The sequence below is a fragment of the Trebonia sp. genome (assembly GCF_030042015.1).
Lineage (GTDB): Bacteria > Actinomycetota > Actinomycetes > Streptosporangiales > Streptosporangiaceae > Trebonia.
In genome coordinates, this window is sequence record NZ_JASIAL010000256.1 from 1 (window position 1) to 18,656 (window position 18,656).

Consider the following 18,656-nt stretch of genomic DNA (forward strand, 5'->3'; position numbering starts at 1 on the left):
GCCGAGGCTGTGCCCGGCCACGAAGACCCGCCCGGCGGCCACGGCCGGGTGCGCGGCCAGCAGGCGGATGGCGGCGGCCGCGTGCGGCACGTACTCGTCGGTGAGCGTGAAGTCCGGGCTGGCCGCCACCGCGGCGGGATGGGCGTGGGTCACCTTCTCGAAGCGGAGCACGGCCACGCCCGCGCTGGCCAGGCCCCAGGCCAGGTCCTTGAACGGCTTGTTCCTGCCGATGGTTTCGTCCGGATCGTGCGGCCCGGAGCCGGACAGCAGCACCACCCCGGGAAGCGGCCCGGCTGCGCGCGGCACGCTCAGCGTGCCGGGCACCGCCAGCGGCCCGTCGCCGAGCGTGACATCCTGCTCGGTGAAGCTGTCCTGGTCGGCATACGCGGGCGGCTCCCAGGGGACGGCCGGCTCGGCCGCGCTGGGCGGCAGCAGCTGGATGCCGGTGAGCCAGCCCTGCGCACCGGCCAGCCCGATCGCCACCGTCGCCGCCCCGCCGGCGAAGCTGACCGGGATCTTCACCACGACCGCGCCCGGTCCGGCCTGCTCGGCCACCGGCGTGCCCACCGAGGACAGCGGGCCGTTCCTGGCCAGCTCGGCCGCCCAGGCCGCCCGCAGCGCCTCGGCCGGGACCAGGGGGCGGAGCTGGGGCGCGAACCGCTCGCTGATCTCGGCGAACCGCCCCTGCGCGGCCAGCTCGAGAACGGCGAGCGCGGTCGCCTCTGGTGTGTTCGTCATGATCGCAATGGTTGCAGACGTGACCGCGCTGTGATCCGCTAGTGGCGTCGAGTGCGGGAGGAGACGACCAATGAAGGTCAGCCTGGCCCAGCAAGTGCCTTACCGCTACCTACCTGAGGACTTCGGGGACCAGCACTGGTCCGCGGTGCTCCCCCCGTACGAGATCGTGGAACCGGAGCGGGTCCAAAAGTCGCTCTACTCCGCGTACGCCGAGCTCATGGCCGCGGCGCGGGCCGGGCTCGACGGCATCGTCGTCACCGAGCACAGCCAGTCCTCCTACGACATGTCGCCCAACCCGACCCTGCTTGCCTCGGCCGTGGCCTGCGCCGCGCAGACCGAGGGGCTCGACGTGGCGATCGCCGTCGGCCGCTCGCTCGGCAAGACGCGCGAGCCGCTGAAGATCGCCGAGGAATACGCCCTGCTCGACTGCATGAGCGGCGGGCGGCTGATCGCCGGCTTCCCCGTCGGGCTCAGCTACGACGCGAACCTCAACGCCGCCCTGCCGGCGATCGAGACCCGCGAGCGCGCCCGCGAGCACCGCGAGCTGATCCTGAAGGCGTGGTCGGAGCCGCGGCCGTTCCCGTGGAACGGCCGCTTCGAGAAGTACGGCCTGGTCAACGTCTGGCCGCGGCCGATACAGCAGCCGCATCCGCCGATCTGGATCCCGGGCACGGGCACGCCGGGGACGCTGCGGGAGATCCTGCGCAATGACTTCGCCTTCGTCTACCTGAGCTGGGACGGGCCGAAGCTCGCCGGACGGCAGGTCTTCGACAGGTACTGGGACATGGCCGGGGAGATGGGCCGCGACCGCAACCCCTACCGGCTCGCCTTCATGCAGGTGGTCGCCGTCTCCGAGACCGACGAGCGGGCCGAGAAGGAGTACGCGAGGCACCTGCAGGACCACTACAGGAACGGTCCCGGCGCGATCCCCGGCACCGCCATGGCCGTGCCCGGCTACATCGAGCCCGCGGGCATCGAGGCGATCGTGCGCGGCGGGGGCCCGGAAGGGATGCTCGCCCGGATGCGGACCGCGACCTTCAAGGAGCTCGTCGACACCCAGGTCGCGATCGTCGGCAGCCCCGCGACGGTCGCCGACCAGATCGAGGCCTTCGTGCGCGAGTTCCGGATCGGCAACCTGCTGGTCATGCTGCAAAACGGCTCGATGCCGCGCGGGCTGACCGAGAAGAACATCGCCCTGTTCGCCGAGCAGGTGCTGCCGCGGCTGCGGCCGATCTGGGACGCCGAGGGCTGGGAAAACCGCTGGTGGCCGGCGGCGCAGGGGACGGCGGCCGGGTTCGCGCCGGCCGCGGCCGGCGGGGAGGCGTGATGGCGGCGGGGGCGGCGGGGGCGGCGGCCGTCCGCGACCAGGCGGTCGAGGTCTGGGACGGCCGGCTGCGGCTGCACGTCAAGGTCGCCGGCGACGGGCCGCCCGTGCTGTTCTTCCACCCGCTGTCGGGGCTGGCCTGGGATCCGCTCCTGGACCAGCTGGCCGCGCAGTACACCGTGTACGCGCCGGAGCATCCCGGCACCTCGCCAGGCGACCCGCAGGCGATCCACCAGGTGCAGACGTTCTGGGAGCTGCTGCTCCTGTACGAGGAGGCGATCCGCGCGCTCGGGCTCGACCGCCCGGCGGCGCTTGGCCAGTCGTTCGGCGGCATGGTCGCGGCCGACCTGGCGGCGACCTTCCCGCGGCTGCTGTCCAGGCTCGTGCTGCTTTCGCCGGCCGGCCTGTGGCGCGACGACGCGCCGATCCCGCTGATGGAGATGGTGGCCGGGCCGCCGCAGGAGCTGCCGAGGTACCTGTTCGCGCACCCCGGCAGCGCGGCGGCGCAGGCGGCGCTCGCACTGCCCGCCGATCCTGGGCAGATCCCGAAGGCGATCGCGCAGTCCGCATGGAACATCGGCTGCACGACGAAGTTCGCCTGGCCGATCGCCGATCACGGCCTCGGCCGCCGGCTGCACCGGGTCGCGGTGCCGACGCTGCTCGTCTGGGGCCGGGAGGACGCGCTCGTCCCCGTCGCCTACGCGCACGAGTTCGGCACCCGCATCGCGGGCAGCCAGCTCGAGGTGCTCGACGACTGCGGCCACGTCGTCCAGGTGGACCAGCCCGAGCGCACGTGGTCCGCGATAAGCAAATTCCTGGCCGGCTGAGAAGCCGCCCACCCGCACGTAGCATGCAAGCTAAGGTTTCGGCTTTTGCGGCTCCCGGCGGCCCGGCAAGACCGGATAATCGGGGCGTCCTCGTCGGCGAGGGGTGAGATGGACCAGCTAACGGTCATGCGCAGTTTCGTGGGCGTGACGAAATCCCGGAGTTTCAGCCAGGCCGCGCGGGCGCTCGGGATATCCGGCTCCCTGGTGTCGCGGCACGTCGCCGAGCTTGAGCGCTCGCTCGGCGTGCACCTGGTCAACCGGACCGCGCGCACGATCAGCCTGACCGAGGCCGGCACCCGCTACGCGGAGTTCGCCGCCCGGATCATCGACGAGATCGACAGGGAAGAGGCCCAGCTGCGCGGGCTGCGCGACAAGGCCGAAGGGTCGCTGGCCATCATCAGCCCCAAGTGGATAGGCAGCAACGACGTGGGCGACGCGATCGTGGCGTTCTCCACCCGCTACCCCAAGATCCACATCCGGTTCGAGGTGGGCGGCATGTCCGAGCGCTCGTATGAGTTCCTCGACCAGGGCTTCGACGTGTCGTTCCACACCCGGCACGTCCGCGACTGCAACCTGATGCTGAGGAAGATCGCGGACCTGAAGTTCGCGCTGTGCGCCTCCCCCGGCTACCTGCGCCGGGCGGGCGAGCCCACGCACGTGGCCCAGCTCGGCGAGCACGACTGCCTGGTCAACACCAACGACCCGATCTGGCACCTGCGCGATGACGGGCACGACGTGCACCTGAAGGTCAACGAGCCGGTCTACTCCTCCAACAGCTACCTGACCCTGCGCAAGGCGGCCCTGGCCGGCCGCGGCGTGGCGGTGCTGCCGATCCGCCTGGTCAGCGAGGAACTCGCGGACGGCGCCCTGGTCAGCGTCATCCCTGACTGCGAGATCCCCGACCGGCCGCTGTACGCGCTGCACTCCCCCGGCAGCCAGTCGCTCGCCCGGGTCAGGCTGTTCCTTGACTTCGTCGCCGAATGGTTCCGCAAGCACGCGCCGGCCGAGCAGGCCAGGCCCGCCGAGCAGGCCAAGTCCGCGTAGCCAGGCCCGCCGAACCTGCAACAAAAGGCTTCGCCGGCTGACGGGCTCGCCCGCCTATGCTTCCAGCCATGACGGTCATGCGGGTGGAACGGGTCGTGTACGGCGTGCCCAACCTCGAGGAGTGCGCGCGTTTCTTCGCCGATTTCGGGCTCGCGCCCATCGACGGCGACGGGGCGGGAAGCGCCCCTGGGGCACGGTTCGCCACCCAGACGGGCCAGGTGGTCGAGCTCAGGCAGGCCGGTGACCCCGTCCTTCCGCCGCCGGTGCAGGAGGGGCCGAGCCTGCGCGAGATCGTCTGGGGCGTCGACACCCCCGACTCGCTCGACAAGCTGACGGCGGACCTGCTCGCCGACCGGTCGATCTACACCGACGCCGACGGCGTGGCGCACACGGTCGACGAGACCGGATTCGGTGTCGGCCTGGCCGTCAGCCAGCCGACGACGGGGAAGACCCGCTACCCCGGCGCCAACAGGACCGGGAACGTGAACCGGTGGAACCAGCCGCTCCAGCCGCCCGGCCGGGTGCGGCCGCTGCGGCTGTGCCACGTGGCGCTCGACATCCCGAAGGCGGGGCGGGAGCGGGCCGTGGCGTTCTACACGGGACGGCTTGGCTTCGTGCCCACCGACCGGGTGGCCAAGGTCGGCGTGTTCATGCGCGCCCCCGGGGACACCGACCACCACACGCTGCTGCTCTGCCACCGGCCCGACCGGGCCGGCGTCAACCACTGCGCCTACGAGGTCGCAGGAGTCGACGAGGTCATCGTCGGCGCCAACGACATGATCGAGCGCGGCTGGCACGAGGCGCGGCGCCTTGGCCGGCACACGGTCGGCTCGAACATCTTCCGGTTCATCCACGCGCCCTGCGGCGGCCGGGTCGAGTTCGCGGCCGACATGGACCGCGTCGACGACAGCTACGGCCCCAACGATTACGAGGAAACGCCGCCGCACACGATCTGGACGCTGAAGACCGAGCGCGACGCGCAGGAGGGTGACCACAGATGACCACCACCGGGCAGGCCGGATACCCGCAGCTCTCGCTGTACATCGACGGGGAGTGGGGGCAGGGCTCCGGCGGCCGGGGCGCCGACGTCGTCAACCCGGCCACCGAGGACGTGCTCGGCCGGGTCCCGTTCGCCGAGCCCGCCGATGTCGACGCCGCCATCGCGGCGGCCAGGGCGGCGTTCCCGAAGTGGCGGGACGCCGGGCCTGACTACCGGTCAGCGATCCTGCTCAAGACCGCCGCGCTGCTGCACCAGCGGGCGGACGAGATCGGCCGGGTCATGACGCTGGAAGAGGGCAAGCCGCTCGCGGAGGCGGCCGGTGAGGTGCACCGGGCGGCCGCCGGGCTGCAGTGGAACACCGAGGAGGCGCGCCGCGCGTACGGGCGGATCATCCCGTCGGGGCCGGACGAGATCCTGTCGGTCCGGGTGGTGCCGGTCGGCCCGGTCGGCGCGTTCGTACCGTGGAACTTCCCGGCGGGCGGGCCGATGCGCAAGATCTCGGCAGCGCTCGCCGCCGGCTGCTCCATCGTGATCAAGCCGTCCGAGGAGGTGCCGGGGACGGTCTCGCTGATCGCGCGGGCCTTCGAAGAGGCCGGCCTGCCGCCGGGGGTGCTGAACGTGCTGTTCGGGGTGCCTGACGAAATCTCCCGCAAGGTGATCCCGGACCCGGCGATCAGGTTCATCGCGTTCACCGGGTCCGTGCCGGTCGGCAAGCACCTGGCCGGCCTGGCCGCCAGCGCCATGAAGCCGACCCACATGGAACTCGGCGGACACGCGCCGGTCATCGTCTGCGCCGACACCGACCCGGTCAAGGCCGCGCGGACCGCCGTCCGCGCCAAGATCGTCAACGCCGGGCAGGTATGCACCTCGCCCAGCAGGTTCCTCGTCGACCGGCGGGTGTATGACGCGTTCACGCAGGCGTTCGCCGAGGCGATGGCCGCGATCAAGGTAGGCAACGGCCTGGAACCTGGCGTGCAGATGGGGCCGATGGTGAGCCACCGGCGGCTGGTCGCCGTGCAGAAGCTCATCGAGGACGCGGTCAGCGCCGGCGCGACCGTCGTCACCGGCGGGCAGCCGATCGAGGGCACGGGCTACTTTTACCAGCCGACCGTGCTGACCGACGTGCCTGCCAGCGCGGCGATCCTCAGCGAGGAGCCGTTCGGCCCGGTCGCGCCGATCGCCCCGTTCGACGACCTGGATGCGGCGCTCGAGGTCGCGAACTCGCTGCCCTTCGGGCTCGCGGCCTACGCCTACACCGACTCGGCCGCGACCGCCGAGAAGCTGATCGCCGGGTTCGAGGCCGGCATCCTGTCGATCAACCACTGCGGCGGCTCGGTGCCGCAGGCACCCTCGGGCGGGGTCAAGGACAGCGGCTACGGCCGGGAGGGCGGCCCGGAGGGGCTGGCGGGCTTCCTGGTCACCAAGCGCGTCTCGCACAAGCTCTCAGGGGGGTCTGGGGGGACGGGTAGTCCCCCCAGTCGGGGGGGTCACCGGGGGGGTCGTCCCCCCGGGGGAGACAAATGATCTGGTGCCGGTTCGAGGACGCCGGACGGGCGCGGTACGGGCTGGTCGAGGACGATTACGTGGTGCCAGTCGCGGGGGGACCGTTCGGAATATACAAAAAGCTGAACAGGAAGCGGCGGCTCGCGGACGTGCGGTGGCTGCCGCCCGTGATCCCTGGGACCTTCTTCTGCGCGGGCCTGAACTACAAGCGGCACGCGGAGCGGGCGGCGGACGGCGGGCAGGCGGTGCCCGGCCGGCCGGAGATCGGGTACCGCGCCAACAACGCGCTGACCGGGCACCTGTCCCCGATCGTGCGGCCGGCCGACTGCGACGAGCCGCTGGTCGCCGAGGGTGAGCTCGTCGCGGTGATCGGCACGGCGGTGCGGCATTGCAGCCGGGAGGAGGCAAGGGCCGCGGTGCTCGGCTGGACGATCGGCAACGACGTCAGCGCGCGCGGCTGGCAGCGCACCGACCGCACGTTCTGGCGGTGCAAGAACAGCGACACGTTCAAGCCGATGGGTCCGTACATCGTGACAGGCGCGGACCCGCTGTCGGCCACGACGACCGTCCGGGTCGACGGCTCGGTGCAGGCGTCGTTCCCCACCGGGGACATGCTGTTCGACCCGTACGACTTCATCTGCGCGATGTCCCGCTACATCACCCTGCGGCCAGGCGACGTCGTGTGGCTGGGCACCGACGAGACAGCCACGGTGGTTCCCGGGCAGGTCGTCTCGATCACGATCGACGGCCTCGGGACCCTCGCCAACCCGGTCATCGAGGAGGAACTGCCATGAGCGAGCTGGCCGGCTACGCGGACAGCGACGGAGTCAGCGTCTACTACGAGGTGCACGGCGCCGGCCCTGGCCTGCTGCTCGTGCACGGGTCCGGCGGGCAGCACGCCGCGTGGTGGCAGCAGGTCGCCGCGCTGAGCGGGGAGTACACGGTCGTCACGATGGACCTGCGGGGCTTCGGCAACACGCGGTGGCCGGGCGAGCACGACGCGCGCGCCTTCCCCGGCGACATCAGCGCGGTGCTGGACACGGTCGCCTTGGGTGGCGGTCCGGCCCGCTGCGTGCTCGCCGGGCAGTCGATCGGGGCGGCGGCGGCGCTGCGCGCGGCGCTGCTGCGGCCGGACCGGGTCCGCGGCGTGATCCTGGCGCACTCGCTCGGGGGGTTGCGCGACCCTGAGCTGACCGAGCTGGTGCGGGCCGACCGTGCTCGTGCCGAGCAGCTGCCGGTGCTCGACCGGCTGCTCACGCCCGCGTTCCGCGCGGAGCGGCCGGACCTGGCGTTCCTGTTCAGGCAGATGGGCACGTTCAACACCGCCAAGATGGCCGACCTGCGCAACCTCAACTCCGACGGCCCGACCGTGGCCGAGCTGACCGCGGCGCCGTTCCCCGTGCTGCTGCTCGGCGGCGAGAAGGACGGCGTGCTCAGCCCGTCGACCATGCGGCGCGCCGGCGAGCTGCTGCCCGGCGCCCGGGTGGAGATCGTGCCCGGGGCGCCGCACTCCATGTACTGGGAGACGCCGGCGCTGTTCAACGACGCGGTGCGCCGGTTCCTCAAGGAGGTCGCGGCGACGGCATAGGAGCGGGCCGGCTGCCGCGTAGTCAAGGATGCGGGATAGAAAACCACCTTTAATGGTGGGTTTCTATCCCACGTCTTTGGTTTCCGCTAGTCGCGGACCATCTGGTCGGCGGCGGACAGGTGCTCGACGGTCTGTCCGGTGTCCGCGAACGTGCGCGTGACGTAGGCCGAGCTGTAAACCCACAAGATCTTCATCGGGGCTTCGCCGGTGTTGCGGAAGCAGTGCACGACGCCCGCCTCGACGTGCGTGGTGTCGTCGGGGACCAGCGGGGTGACCTTGCCGCCGATCTCGACCTCGGCGGCGCCTGCCAGCAGGGTCACGTGCTCATCGCAGTTGTGCGTGTGCGGCGGCGCCCCGGTGCCTGGAGGATAGACGCTGATCCCGGTCGTGATCTTGTTCTCTTCCGCCGCGCTTTGCCGCGTGATCAGCGGGATCGTGACGACGCCGCCGCCCCGGCCGAGCCGCTGGACCGCAGCCGCCTTGATGACCGTCATGGCGGTGAGGCTACCGCCGGGCACCGGTGGGACGGCCGTTCTTGCGCGAATCCTTAGGCTGCACGGCAGGCGCGGCGGAAGCAGGCACAATGCGTGCAGCGAAGCCGATCACGAGCACAGACGGGAACCCGAGATGCGCCTGCCCGCCCTGACCGAACTGTCCCCACGCCAGCAGGAGATCAGCGACCGGATCGCGAGCCGCCGCGGCGGCACCCGCGGACCGTTCCTGGTGTGGCTGCGCAGCCCCGAGCTGTGCGAGAAGGTCGAGGCGCTCGGCGCGTACTGCCGCTTCGAGTCCGCGCTGCACCCGCGGCTGCGCGAGCTGAGCCTGCTGATCGCGGCCCGCCACTTCGACGCCCAGTACTCGTGGAACGCGCACGTGGGCAAGGCCGTCGACCTCGGGGTTTCGGCCGAGAGCCTGCAGGCGCTCGCGGCGGGCGCGGAGCCGTCGTTCCCCAGCGGCGACGAGCAGGCCCTCTACCAGCTGAGCACGGAGGTCCTGCGCGACCACTTCGTCAGCGACCAGACCTTCGCGCTCGCGCTGGCGGAGTTCGGCGAGCGAGGCCTGGTCGACGTGATCGGCTGCCTGGGCAACTTCTCGATGCTCGCGATGCTGCTCAACACCTTCCAGGTCGACCTGCAGGCCGTCGAGGCGCCGTTCCCCGACGTCCGCGGCTACGCGAAGGTCCCGGTGCGGGCCACCGAACGCTGAGCGCTCCCGCGCCCCCGCCCGTTCCGGTTTCCCTGTCATGGTGACCGCGGGCCGCCGTGAATTCCGGGGCTAAGACATCGTAAAGTTCGTGCCATGACAACGATTCCCGACTCGCACCGCGACCTGCTCGGCGCCCAGGTCGCCACCCTCGGCACGATCGGGGCCAGCGGGCGGCCGCAGCTGTCCGGCACCTGGTTCCTCGCCGAGGGCGACACGGTCAGGCTCTCGCTGAACACCGCCCGGCAGAAGGTGAAGAACCTGCAAGCCAACCCCAAGTGCAGCCTGATCATCTTCGGCGACCCGTACCGGTACGTGGAACTGCGCGGCGACGCGGAGATCACGCCGGACGACGACTACGCGTTCGCGGACAGGGTGGGCGCGAAGTACGGCGCGGACCTGCGCGCCATGGACAAGCCGGGCGAGCGGCGCGTGGTCGTCACCATCCACCCCGCCCGGGTGATCACCTGGGGTGCGGCCGCCGAGGCGGCGAAAGGCTGACCAGGCAGGGCCGCGGCGAGCGGCGTCAGTACTGCGGCACGGGCCTGAAGTAGGCCGTCGACGAGCGCTGCCACAGCAGGATGATGGCGATCAGGCCGATCACCCAGATGAGCAGCCCGTAGATCCGCACTCCGCCGCCGCCCCCCAGGCCCGCGCCAAGCAGCTCGTCGATCGTGCTCAGGGCGAACAGCACGGTCGAGACGATCCGTGCCCAGCTCTTTCCCGCCTTGCAGCTCTGGGCCATCCAGATCCACAGCCCGACAGAGATCAGGCCGCCGACGACGAACACGCCGAGCACCAGGTGGTAGTCCGTGGTGAGCTCGGAAGGCGTCAGGGGGTGGGCCATTTTGCGGGTCGCGAGCGCGTTCCTGATCGCGTGGCGCTCCAGGATGTCGATGATGATGCCGATCAGGCTGGCCGCCGCTCCCACGTACATGACCTGGGCGGCCCGCACGACGGAGGGCGGCGCGGGCGGCCGCGAAAACGAAGGCTGGGGAAGCTGGCTCCCGCCCGGATAAGGCTGATACATGGCCGCCCCTTCAGAGCGAGCGCGTGAAAGATCGCAAGCGACACTACTCCTCATGTGCCGCAGTGTCAGATTGGCCCGCTCAGGCCGGCCCCTGCCCTGGCCTCGCTGCCTGGCGGCCGCGCGGGGTCCCGGGCGGATAGGCGCCCGGGACCGGCGCCGGTACAGTAGCACGCGGCTGGCGGCGCGGGGAGGCACGGGCATGCGGGACAGACTGAAGCGGCGAGTGCTTCCGCTGCTCGCCAGCGTCGGCCTGCTCGCGGTCGGGATGTACACCACCACGTGGGGGCCGACGCAGATCGGGCACACGGAGTGGGCGCTGCCGTATGACCTGTGGGGAACGCTGACCGCGGCGACCCGCCTCGCGCACGGGGACATCGGGGGCCTGTACACGCCGCCGACCGGGCTTGTCTCGCTCCCGGGCGCCGCGGTGATCCTCATCCCGTGCGCGGCCCTCATCTCGGCGACCGGGCTGTCACTGCGGATCCCGGGCCCGCACAACCTGCATCCAGCGGTCTGGCTGCTGGCCGGCCCGTATCAGATCGCGCTGTGCTGCGTGACGCTGTTCGCCGCCGACGCGCTCGCCGAGCAGCTCGGCGTGCCCCGGTGGAAGCGGGGGTGGCTCGCCGCGGTCAGCGCGGGCGTGCTGTGGAACGTGTCGGCCCGCTGGGGGCACCCGGAAGACGCGGTGGCCGTCGGGCTGCTGCTGTACGCGGTGCTGGCGCTCAGCCGGTCGCGGACCGCGCCGGCGGGCTGGCTCGCCGGAGCCGCGGTCTGCGTCCAGCCGCTGGTCCTGCTGGCGCTGCCTGTGCTGGTGGCGATGCTCGCGTGGCGGCGGGTACCCATGTTCCTAGTGCGCGCCGCCGTTCCCTCGGCCGTGCTGCTCGGCGCGGCGGCGGCGGCGAACTGGCATGCCACGTATACGGCGGTGACCAGCCAGCCCGACTCGCCGATCATCAACCACCCCACGCTGTGGACGGACCTGGCACCGCACCTGTCCGGCGGGAACGTCGCCGCCGGGCCCGCGCGCCTGGCGACGATCCTGCTCGCGTGCTGCTGCGCGGTGGTGGTCCGGCGCCGCTGGCTCGCCCGGCTGACCGCGGCCGAGACCGGCGGCGCGCGGTGGCCGACGGCGGCGCTCGCGGACGTGCTGTGGTGGGTCGCCCTCACGCTCGCGCTGCGGTCGTTCTTCGAGCCGGTGATGGTCTCCTACTACCCGTGGCCGCCGATCGCGGCGGCGCTCATCCCCGCCGCGACGCTGAGCTGGCCGCGGCTGGTCGCCGCGTCCGTCGCAGGCGGCCTGATCACGGCCGCCGCGCAGGGGCCGTCGCACGACGCGTGGATCTGGTGGGCGCCGCTGGTCGCCGGGCTCGCCGTCATGCTGGCGCTAGCCAGCCCCGGCCGGGTGCGGGCCGGACATATCCGGCAATCCAGGCACCGGCCACTGGCCCCGACCTCCCGCTGAGGGCGCGAATCTGAAGAGTTGTCAGAGCGGGGTTACCGGCTGGAGGTCGGGGCGCTTGGGGGGCATACCGTCGCCCGAGGAGGTGCCGTGCAGGCGGCGGTTGACCCAGGGCAGCGCGTACTCGCGGGCCCAGCGGATGTCCTCGCGGCGGGCGGCCAGCCAGGCGGCCCGGTCGCCGCGCGGCGGAACCAGCGACGATACGCGCGATGGGGCGCGCGAGGAGAAGGCCGACGGCTCGCCGGCGGCGGGCGTCACAGGGACGCCGAGCACCTCGCAGGCGCGCAGCGCTATGCGCTGGTGTGACTGCGCCGTGAGGTGCAGCCGGTCCGGGCTCCACGCGGCGGGGTCGCGCAGGAACCGCATCGACCACAGGTCGACCAGGTAGCAGCCGCGGGCGTCGGCGATCGCGCGCAGGTGCATGTTGTAGGCGGCGATCCGCCCGCGCAGCAGGCGCAGCACGGGGAACCCGACCGGGTCGAAGCCGGTGAACATGAGCACCCGGCAGCCGGCCTGGTCCAGCCGCGCCACCGCGGAGTCGAACAGCTCGGCGAGCACGTCCGGGTCGGCGCCGGGCCGCAGGATGTCGTTGCCGCCGCCGGCGAGGCCGGCCAGGGCGGGCGACATCGCGATGGCCGCCGGCAGCTGGTCGTGCACGATCTGCCGCAGCAGCCTGCCGCGCACCGCGAGGTTGGCATACCGCAGGTCCGGGTGCCGCGCCGCCAGCATCCCCGCCAGCCGGTCCGCCCAGCCGCGGTACCCACCGCCTGGGGCCGGATCGTTCAGCCCCTCGGTGAAGCTGTCGCCGAGCGCGACGAAGGACGCGGTGCCCGGCCCGCCCGGGAAGAGGTTGTCATCCATAATCAACCCATCATGCCAGTGCATCCAGACAGACACTGATCGCATGCGCGCGGCCAGAGTACCGAGGTGGTCAGGGGCGCCGCGCTGGACGGCGTCACCGCGATCAGCGGAGCATAGGCCGCTGAGCCGGCCGGACTTAGAGGAATTGTTCACCTTTGCCGGACCATAACGCTCGTCCCCTCTGCGACACTGACCGCATGCGCGCACTTGGGGTAGCGATGGTCGGGCTCTTCGGGGACGCGGCAGGCGTCCAGGCACGGCGGGCGGGCGGCAGGGCGGTGCGCAGGACGGCGGCCGCGGCGGCGGTCTGCGTGCTCGCCGCGTGCTCGAGCGCCGCGGCGGCCACCGCGCAGGGCACCTCCCAGCGCACCTCCCAGGGATCGCCGGACAGCGGCGCGGCCGCGGCCAACTACCCGGCGGCGGCGTGGCCGGAGTTCGGCAAGAACGCCGCGCACACCGGGGTCGCGGCCGGCCTGCCGGCGGCGGGCAAGCTGACCACCCGGTGGACGGCCCGCCTGGACGGCGCCGTCTACGCCCAGCCGCTGGTGGTGGGGAACCTGGTGATCGCGGCGACAGAAGACGACTCCGTCTACGCGCTCAGCGAGTCGACGGGCAAGGTGGTCTGGCGCACCCACCTGGGCACCCCGGTCCCGCAGAGCGCGCTGAACGGGTGCGGCGACATCTTCCCGCTCGGCATCACCGGGACGCCGATCTACGACCAGGCCAACGGCCTGGTGTACGCGGTCGCCGAGACCACCCCCGGCTACCAGCACACCCTCTACGGCCTGTCGATAACCAACGGGTCCGTCAAGGTCAAGCGCGCGGTCCTGATCACGTCCGCGGCGAACACCCCCGAATACAACCAGCAGCGGCCCGCGCTGGCGATCACGGACGGGCGGGTCTACGTGTCGTTCGGCGGGCTGTTCGGCAACTGCGGGCCGCACATCGGCTCGATCGTCGGGGTGCCGCTGTCCGGCAAGGGCGCGCTGGTCAGCTACTTCACCCCGACCACCCGGCAGGGCGCCGTCTGGGGCACCGCCGGCCCGGTCCTCGGGCCGGACGGCGACTTGTGGGTGGGCATCGCGAACGGCGAGGCGACGGCGCCCCCGTACGACGGCAGCGACGCGGTCATCAGGCTCACCCCGACGCTGAAGCGCATCGACTTGTTCGCGCCCTCCACCTGGGCCAACGACAACGCCAACGACTACGACCTCGGCTCCACCCAGCCGGTGCTCGCCGCCGGCAACGTGACGTTCATCGTAGGCAAGCGCGGCGTCGGCTACCTGCTGGACACCCTGCACCTGGGCGGCATCGGCGGCCAGCTCGCGGAGGCGGCGATCTGCAGTATCTCGGGCTACGGCGCCAAGGGCGCGGCGGCGGTCAACGGAAGCGACATCTACGAGCCGTGCGGCAGCGGGGGCATCGCCGCCGTCTCGGTCAGCGCCGCCAAGCACACGATCAAGGTGCTGTGGCACGGGCCGGCCGACTCCAACGGATCGCCGACCGTCGGCGGCGGCGCCGTCTGGGTGACCGCGTGGAATTTCAGCGGCACCGCCGCCGGCACGCTGTACGAGCTCAACCCGGCCACCGGCGCCGTGCGCTACCAGATATCGATCCCAGGAGGACTGCCGCACTTCTCGGCGCCGACACTGGTGGGCGGCACCGTGTTCCTCGGCACCCTGGACGGCGTCACCGCGATCAACGGGGCGTGAGCGGGCGCTGGGCAGGCGCCACGGCCCGTTCGGGATAATAACTTGTGTTACGGCGGGTAAGGGTTTGCCTGTGAACCGTAACGTTTCGGTCATGTTTCATCAGGGTTCCGCCAGGAGCCGCGCGCTCCGCCGCCGCGGCGATGTTTGATGGTGGTAGCGCGTGAAAGTGCCTATGGACGAGGCACTGTGAGGTCAGGAGGCGATGCATCGTGGTGGCGGTGCGTCGGATCGTCGTCGGCGTGCACGGGTCGCTGGGCAGCCTGCAGGCGCTGCGCTACGCGGCCGGCCAGGCGCGTGAGCGCGCGGTGCCGCTGGTGCCCGTGATCAGCTGGATACCGCCGGGCGGCGACCTCGCCGAGCGGGGCCACCCCTCCCCCTACCTGCGCCAGGTGTGGCACGACGCCGCCAGGCAGCGACTGCTTGCCGCGTTCGAGGCCGGACTCGGCGGGATTCCCCGCGACCTGCAGGTCGACCTGTGCGTGGCGCGCGGCGAACCGGGGCCCGCCCTCGTGGACATCGCGGCTGAGCCTGGCGACCTGCTCGTCATCGGGACCGGGCGGCGGTCGCTGATCGGCCGCGCGCTGCGCAAGTCGGTGGGCCGGTACTGCCTCGCGCACGCCAAATGCCCCGTGCTCGCCGTCCCGCCGTCGGCGCTGATGGACGAGATGGGACGCGGGCTGCGGCCGTGGGGACTGCGGCGGCACCGGGCGCTCGTGCCGGACATCCCGGAATTGCCCGGCACGTAACTGGTTGCGGCTAACGCCCGGCGTCAGGCGCATGGGGTCCGTTAGGAATCGGCTAAGACCCGCATGGGTGCCGTCAGGACGCTAATTTCCACTGCCCATTCGGGCGTTTGATTGTGCTACTCCCGGGACCGCCGGCCCTCACCCGGACGGCGGTCACCGGGGCACCGTGCGGTCTCGACCGGGCCGGAGTCGTTCCGGTCCCCGTGCCGCGCAAACCACGCCTCGGGAGTGGCCATGGATGACGTCTTTTACATCGGCCTGACGATTGTCGTCTTCGCCGTCCTCATCCTGATCGTGAAGGGGATTGAGCGCTTTGAGCGTTGAGAACTGGATCGGCCTGATCGGTGGCGTCCTGCTGACGATTTACCTGTTCGCGGCACTCCTCCTGCCCGAGAGGTTCTGAGATGAACAGCACGGCGGCCGGCTGGCTGCAGGTCGCGCTGCTCGTCGCCGCCCTCGCGGCGTGCTACGTGCCGCTCGGCAACTACATCGCCCGCGTCTTCACAAGCGACAAGGACTGGCGGGCGGAGAAGGCCCTGTACAAGCTGTTCGGGGTCGACCAGAAGGCGGACATGCGGTGGACCGTCTACGTGCGCTCAATGCTCGCGTTCTCGCTGGTCAGCGTCCTGTTCCTGTACGGCCTCGAGCGGCTGCAGCACTACCTGTTCACGTTCATCGGGCCGAACATGTCCAACGTGCCCCCGGACCTGGCGTGGAACACCGCGGTCTCGTTCGTGACCAACACGAACTGGCAGAACTACTCCGGCGAGACCACCATGACCTACCTGGTCCAGATGGGCGGCCTCGCGGTGCAGAACTTCATGTCCGCCGCGGTCGGCATCGTGGTGGCGATCGCGATGATCCGCGGGTTCACCAGGGCCAGGACCGACCGGCTCGGCAACTTCTGGGTGGACCTCACCCGGTGCGTGCTGCGGCTGCTGCTGCCGCTGTCGATCGTCGGCGGGCTGATCCTGGCCGCGGGCGGCGTGATCGACAACTTCGCCGCCTACCACACGGTGACCACGCTGTCGGGCGCGCACCAGACGATCGTCGGCGGGCCGTTCGCCTCCCAGGAAGTCATCAAGGACATGGGGAACAACGGCGGCGGGCCGCTGAACGCGAACTCCGCGCACCCCTTCGAGAACCCGAACCCGTTCACCAACTGGTTCGAGATCTTCATCCTGCTGCTGATCCCGTTCGCCACGCCGCGCGCGTTCGGCAAGATGGTCGGCGACAACAGGCAGGGCTACGTGCTCGTCGCCGTGATGGCGGCCATCTGGCTCGCGGCGGTCGGCGGCATCAGCTTCTTCGAGGCGCAGCACGCAGGGACGGCGCCCCAGCTGGCGGGCGGCGCCTATGAGGGGGTGGAGGTCCGGTTCGGCACGCCCGGCTGCTCGCTGTTCGCGGCGTCGACCACGGTCACCTCGACCGGTGCGGTCAACTGCTTCCACGATTCGCTGACACCGTTCGGCGGCGGGATCGCGCTGTTCGACATCGCGCTCGGCGAGATCGCGCCGGGCGGCGTCGGGGCCGGCATGTACGGCATCCTGGTGCTGGCCATGGTCACCGTGTTCGTCGCGGGGCTGATGGTCGGGCGGACGCCCGAGTACATCGGGAAGAAGATCCGGCCCGCCGAGATGAAGTACGCGGCGCTGTACTTCCTGACGCTGCCCGTGGTCATCCTCACCGCGGCCGGGCTATCGCTCGCCACGAGGTTCGGGACCAACTCGATCCTGAACCCAGGACCGCACGGGCTGACCGAGATCGTCTACGCGTTCGCCTCGATGGCGAACAACAACGGGTCGGCGTTCGCCGGGCTCGCGACCAATACCGGCTGGTACAACACGGTCGGCGGCGTCGTGATGCTGCTCGGCCGGTTCGCGCCGGAGATATTCGCGCTCGGCCTGGCCGGGTCGCTGGCCAGGCAGAGTCCGGTGCCCGCGAGCGCGGGCACGCTGGATACCCGGACGCCGCTGTTCGCCGGCATGCTCATCGCCGTCATCCTCATCCTCGTCGGCCTGACCTACTTTCCCGCGCTCGCGCTGGGTCCGTTCGCTGAAGGACTGCACTGATGTCTGTCACAACCACAGGTCCCGCCGCGCCGGCCGGCGCCGGCCGGCCGGCGGGCGCCGCCCCGCAGCACCGGATCGGCGGCGGGCTGCTCGACCCGCACATGCTCTGGAAGTCGCTGCCCGACGCGGTCAGGAAGCTGGACCCCCGGGTCCAGATCAGGAACCCGGTCATGTTCGTCGTCGAGGTCGGCGCGGTGCTGTGCCTGTACACGGCGATCTTCAGGGACAGCGAGCCGGCCTTCAACTGGACGATCGTCGTCTGGCTGTTCCTCACCGTCGTGTTCGCCAACCTGGCCGAGGCCGTGGCCGAGGGGCGTGGCAAGGCGCAGGCGGCCACGCTGCGGCGGGCCAAGCGCGACACGCTGGCGCGCCGCGTCCTCAACTGGACCCCGGGCGCTTCGGCTGACTCGCTGCGCGAGGAGTCGGTGCCAGGCACGCAACTCCAGCTCGGCGACATCGTGGTGGCCACGGCCGGCGACGTGATCCCCGGCGACGGCGACGTCATCGAGGGCGTCGCGTCGGTGGACGAGTCGGCGATCACCGGCGAGTCCGCTCCGGTCATCCGCGAGTCCGGCGGTGACCGGTCCGCGGTGACCGGCGGCACCACGGTGCTGTCCGACCGGATCGTCGTCAAGATCACGTCCAAGCCGGGCGAGACGTTCATCGACCGGATGATCGCCCTCGTCGAGGGCGCCAGGCGGCAGAAGACGCCGAACGAGATCGCGCTGAACATCCTGCTGGCGTCGCTGACGATCATCTTCATGCTGGCGGTCATCACGCTGCAGCCGATGGCGTTCTACTCCGGCGCGCCGCAGACCCTGGTCACCCTGGTCGCGCTGCTCGTCGCGCTGATCCCGACCACGATCGGCGCGCTGCTGTCCGCGATCGGCATCGCCGGCATGGACCGGCTGGTCCAGCGCAACGTGCTCGCCATGTCCGGCCGCGCCGTCGAGGCGGCCGGCGACGTGAACACCCTGCTCCTCGACAAGACCGGCACGATCACGATCGGCAACAGGCAGGCGACCCAGTTCCTGCCGGTGGGCGGGGCGACCGCGGCGGAAGTCGCCGACGCGGCGCAGCTGTCCTCGATGGCGGACTACACGCCGGAGGGCCGCTCGATCGTCGTGCTCGCCAAGAACGAGTACGGCCTGCGCGAGCGCACAGAAGGCGAGCTGCAAGGCGCGGAGTTCATCGAGTTCAGCGCCCAGACCCGGATGAGCGGCATCGACCTCGCCGACGGCCGGCCCGGCCGGGGGCGGCCCGGCCGGGGGCGGCAGGTCAGAAAGGGCGCCTCGAGCGCGGTCAGGGAGTGGATCCGCGGCAACGGCGGCACGCCGCCCGACGACCTCGGGCCGCTCGTCGACGGCATCTCCGCGGCCGGCGGCACGCCGCTCGTGGTGGCGGAGGTCAGCCCCGCCCACGGCGCGCGGGCGCTCGGCGTGATCCACCTCAAGGACATCGTCAAGGAGGGCATCGCCGAGCGGTTCGCCGAGATGCGCAAGATGGGGATCAGGACCGTCATGATCACCGGCGACAACCCGCTGACCGC

Annotated in this window: 19 protein-coding genes; 15 read left to right on the forward strand and 4 right to left on the reverse strand. The window is 71.5% G+C overall.

Annotated features, from left to right (window positions below; genetic code table 11):
- Positions 1 to 738 (reverse strand): alpha/beta hydrolase family protein (locus tag Q1N79_RS13675; protein ID WP_367185069.1); only part of this gene is annotated, 738 nt, incomplete at its 3' end.
- Between the two features lie 70 nt (positions 739 to 808).
- Between Q1N79_RS13675 and Q1N79_RS13680 the strand changes: the two genes are divergently transcribed.
- The 7 genes from Q1N79_RS13680 (at position 809) to Q1N79_RS13710 (ending at position 8,024) form a co-directional block, all read left to right on the forward strand.
- Positions 809 to 2,065: an LLM class flavin-dependent oxidoreductase gene (locus Q1N79_RS13680; RefSeq protein WP_300609035.1), complete on the forward strand. Its 1,257-nt coding sequence runs from the start codon at positions 809 to 811 to the stop codon at positions 2,063 to 2,065.
- Complete coding sequence (locus Q1N79_RS13685) at positions 2,065 to 2,889, forward strand: alpha/beta hydrolase (protein ID WP_300609037.1); 825 nt, start codon at positions 2,065 to 2,067, stop codon at positions 2,887 to 2,889. Before Q1N79_RS13680 ends, Q1N79_RS13685 begins: the two co-directional genes overlap by 1 nt.
- A 108-nt stretch (positions 2,890 to 2,997) precedes the next feature.
- On the forward strand, positions 2,998 to 3,933 hold the full coding sequence (locus Q1N79_RS13690; RefSeq protein WP_300609039.1) for a LysR family transcriptional regulator: 936 nt from the start codon (positions 2,998 to 3,000) through the stop codon (positions 3,931 to 3,933).
- Positions 3,934 to 4,001: 68 nt separating this feature from the next.
- Positions 4,002 to 4,934, forward strand: a complete 933-nt coding sequence (locus tag Q1N79_RS13695; RefSeq protein WP_300609041.1) for a VOC family protein — start codon at positions 4,002 to 4,004, stop codon at positions 4,932 to 4,934.
- On the forward strand, positions 4,931 to 6,457 hold the full coding sequence (locus Q1N79_RS13700; RefSeq protein WP_300609043.1) for an NAD-dependent succinate-semialdehyde dehydrogenase: 1,527 nt from the start codon (positions 4,931 to 4,933) through the stop codon (positions 6,455 to 6,457). Before Q1N79_RS13695 ends, Q1N79_RS13700 begins: the two co-directional genes overlap by 4 nt.
- A complete protein-coding gene (locus Q1N79_RS13705; RefSeq protein WP_300609045.1) occupies positions 6,454 to 7,230 on the forward strand; it encodes a fumarylacetoacetate hydrolase family protein in 777 nt (258 codons plus the stop codon). The genes Q1N79_RS13700 and Q1N79_RS13705 overlap by 4 nt, the downstream gene beginning before the upstream one ends.
- Entirely contained in the window at positions 7,227 to 8,024 is a 798-nt protein-coding gene (locus Q1N79_RS13710; RefSeq protein WP_300609047.1) for an alpha/beta hydrolase, read from the forward strand. The genes Q1N79_RS13705 and Q1N79_RS13710 overlap by 4 nt, the downstream gene beginning before the upstream one ends.
- Before the next feature lie 86 nt (positions 8,025 to 8,110).
- On the opposite strand, the gene Q1N79_RS13715 is transcribed toward Q1N79_RS13710, so the two are convergent.
- The gene (locus tag Q1N79_RS13715) at positions 8,111 to 8,518 is read right to left on the reverse strand and encodes a cupin domain-containing protein (RefSeq protein ID WP_300609049.1); all 408 of its coding nucleotides are present in this window, start codon (positions 8,516 to 8,518) and stop codon (positions 8,111 to 8,113) included.
- Positions 8,519 to 8,651: 133 nt separating this feature from the next.
- On the opposite strand from Q1N79_RS13715, the gene Q1N79_RS13720 reads away from it, so the two are divergent.
- Both Q1N79_RS13720 and Q1N79_RS13725 read left to right on the forward strand, forming a co-directional pair.
- Positions 8,652 to 9,230 carry a carboxymuconolactone decarboxylase family protein gene (locus tag Q1N79_RS13720; RefSeq protein WP_300609051.1) on the forward strand — a complete coding sequence of 193 codons (579 nt, stop codon included), beginning with the start codon at positions 8,652 to 8,654 and terminating at the stop codon, positions 9,228 to 9,230.
- Positions 9,231 to 9,323: 93 nt separating this feature from the next.
- On the forward strand, positions 9,324 to 9,728 hold the full coding sequence (locus tag Q1N79_RS13725; RefSeq protein WP_300609053.1) for a PPOX class F420-dependent oxidoreductase: 405 nt from the start codon (positions 9,324 to 9,326) through the stop codon (positions 9,726 to 9,728).
- A gap of 25 nt (positions 9,729 to 9,753) precedes the next feature.
- Here Q1N79_RS13725 and Q1N79_RS13730 read toward each other — a convergent pair whose 3' ends face one another.
- Positions 9,754 to 10,257 carry a hypothetical protein gene (locus Q1N79_RS13730; protein WP_300609055.1) on the reverse strand — a complete coding sequence of 168 codons (504 nt, stop codon included), beginning with the start codon at positions 10,255 to 10,257 and terminating at the stop codon, positions 9,754 to 9,756.
- Between the two features lie 199 nt (positions 10,258 to 10,456).
- On the opposite strand from Q1N79_RS13730, the gene Q1N79_RS13735 reads away from it, so the two are divergent.
- Positions 10,457 to 11,719 (forward strand): hypothetical protein, encoded by a 1,263-nt coding sequence (locus Q1N79_RS13735; protein ID WP_300609057.1) that lies wholly within the window; start codon positions 10,457 to 10,459, stop codon positions 11,717 to 11,719.
- Positions 11,720 to 11,740: 21 nt separating this feature from the next.
- Here Q1N79_RS13735 and Q1N79_RS13740 read toward each other — a convergent pair whose 3' ends face one another.
- Positions 11,741 to 12,577, reverse strand: coding sequence for an SGNH/GDSL hydrolase family protein (locus tag Q1N79_RS13740; protein WP_300609059.1), 837 nt, complete (start codon positions 12,575 to 12,577; stop codon positions 11,741 to 11,743).
- A gap of 197 nt (positions 12,578 to 12,774) precedes the next feature.
- Between Q1N79_RS13740 and Q1N79_RS13745 the strand changes: the two genes are divergently transcribed.
- From Q1N79_RS13745 to kdpB, 5 genes are all read left to right on the forward strand, one after another.
- Positions 12,775 to 14,289: a PQQ-binding-like beta-propeller repeat protein gene (locus Q1N79_RS13745; protein WP_300609061.1), complete on the forward strand. Its 1,515-nt coding sequence runs from the start codon at positions 12,775 to 12,777 to the stop codon at positions 14,287 to 14,289.
- A 218-nt stretch (positions 14,290 to 14,507) separates the two neighbouring features.
- Positions 14,508 to 15,035, forward strand: a complete 528-nt coding sequence (locus Q1N79_RS13750; protein ID WP_300609063.1) for a universal stress protein — start codon at positions 14,508 to 14,510, stop codon at positions 15,033 to 15,035.
- A 313-nt stretch (positions 15,036 to 15,348) separates the two neighbouring features.
- Positions 15,349 to 15,438, forward strand: coding sequence for a K(+)-transporting ATPase subunit F (gene kdpF / locus Q1N79_RS13755; RefSeq protein ID WP_300609065.1), 90 nt, complete (start codon positions 15,349 to 15,351; stop codon positions 15,436 to 15,438).
- Position 15,439: 1 nt separating this feature from the next.
- Positions 15,440 to 17,107: a potassium-transporting ATPase subunit KdpA gene (gene kdpA / locus Q1N79_RS13760; protein ID WP_300609067.1), complete on the forward strand. Its 1,668-nt coding sequence runs from the start codon at positions 15,440 to 15,442 to the stop codon at positions 17,105 to 17,107.
- 101 nt (positions 17,108 to 17,208) lie between these two features.
- Positions 17,209 to 18,656: potassium-transporting ATPase subunit KdpB (kdpB, locus tag Q1N79_RS13765; RefSeq protein WP_300609069.1), on the forward strand; the 1,448-nt coding region annotated here is incomplete at its 3' end.